The sequence below is a fragment of the Pseudomonas sp. SIMBA_068 genome, from assembly GCF_046534705.1.
Classification (GTDB): domain Bacteria; phylum Pseudomonadota; class Gammaproteobacteria; order Pseudomonadales; family Pseudomonadaceae; genus Aquipseudomonas; species Aquipseudomonas putida.
Genome location: NZ_JAWRYI010000719.1, coordinates 1 through 264 on the forward strand (window position 1 = coordinate 1; position 264 = coordinate 264).

The 264-nt window shown below is 53.0% G+C and carries 1 protein-coding gene; it reads right to left on the reverse strand.

Features of this window, described 5'->3' with window-relative positions; all coding sequences use genetic code 11:
- Positions 1-264 (reverse strand): exodeoxyribonuclease V subunit gamma (locus SB756_RS31125; RefSeq protein ID WP_410913378.1); only part of this gene is annotated, 264 nt, incomplete at both ends.

Sequence of the window (264 nt, forward strand, 5' to 3'; positions counted from 1 at the left end):
GACTGAATGTTATGCAGCAGGTTATCTGGCGTGACATCGACAAAGGCGTCCAGCTCCTGGCTGCTCTCCAGGTCAGAAAGGAGATAAATGTAGTCGCGCCCAAGCTTACCCCATGAAGCCAGCAGCGGGTTGCCGACATCCTGTTCACCATCGCTGTTAAAGAGCTGCCCGGCATTTTCGCTATCACGAAATAGCGGCAATTCGCGATCTTCAAAACTGTGTCGACGCTGACGGGTCAGCAGTTTCGCCAGATAAGCAGGATCT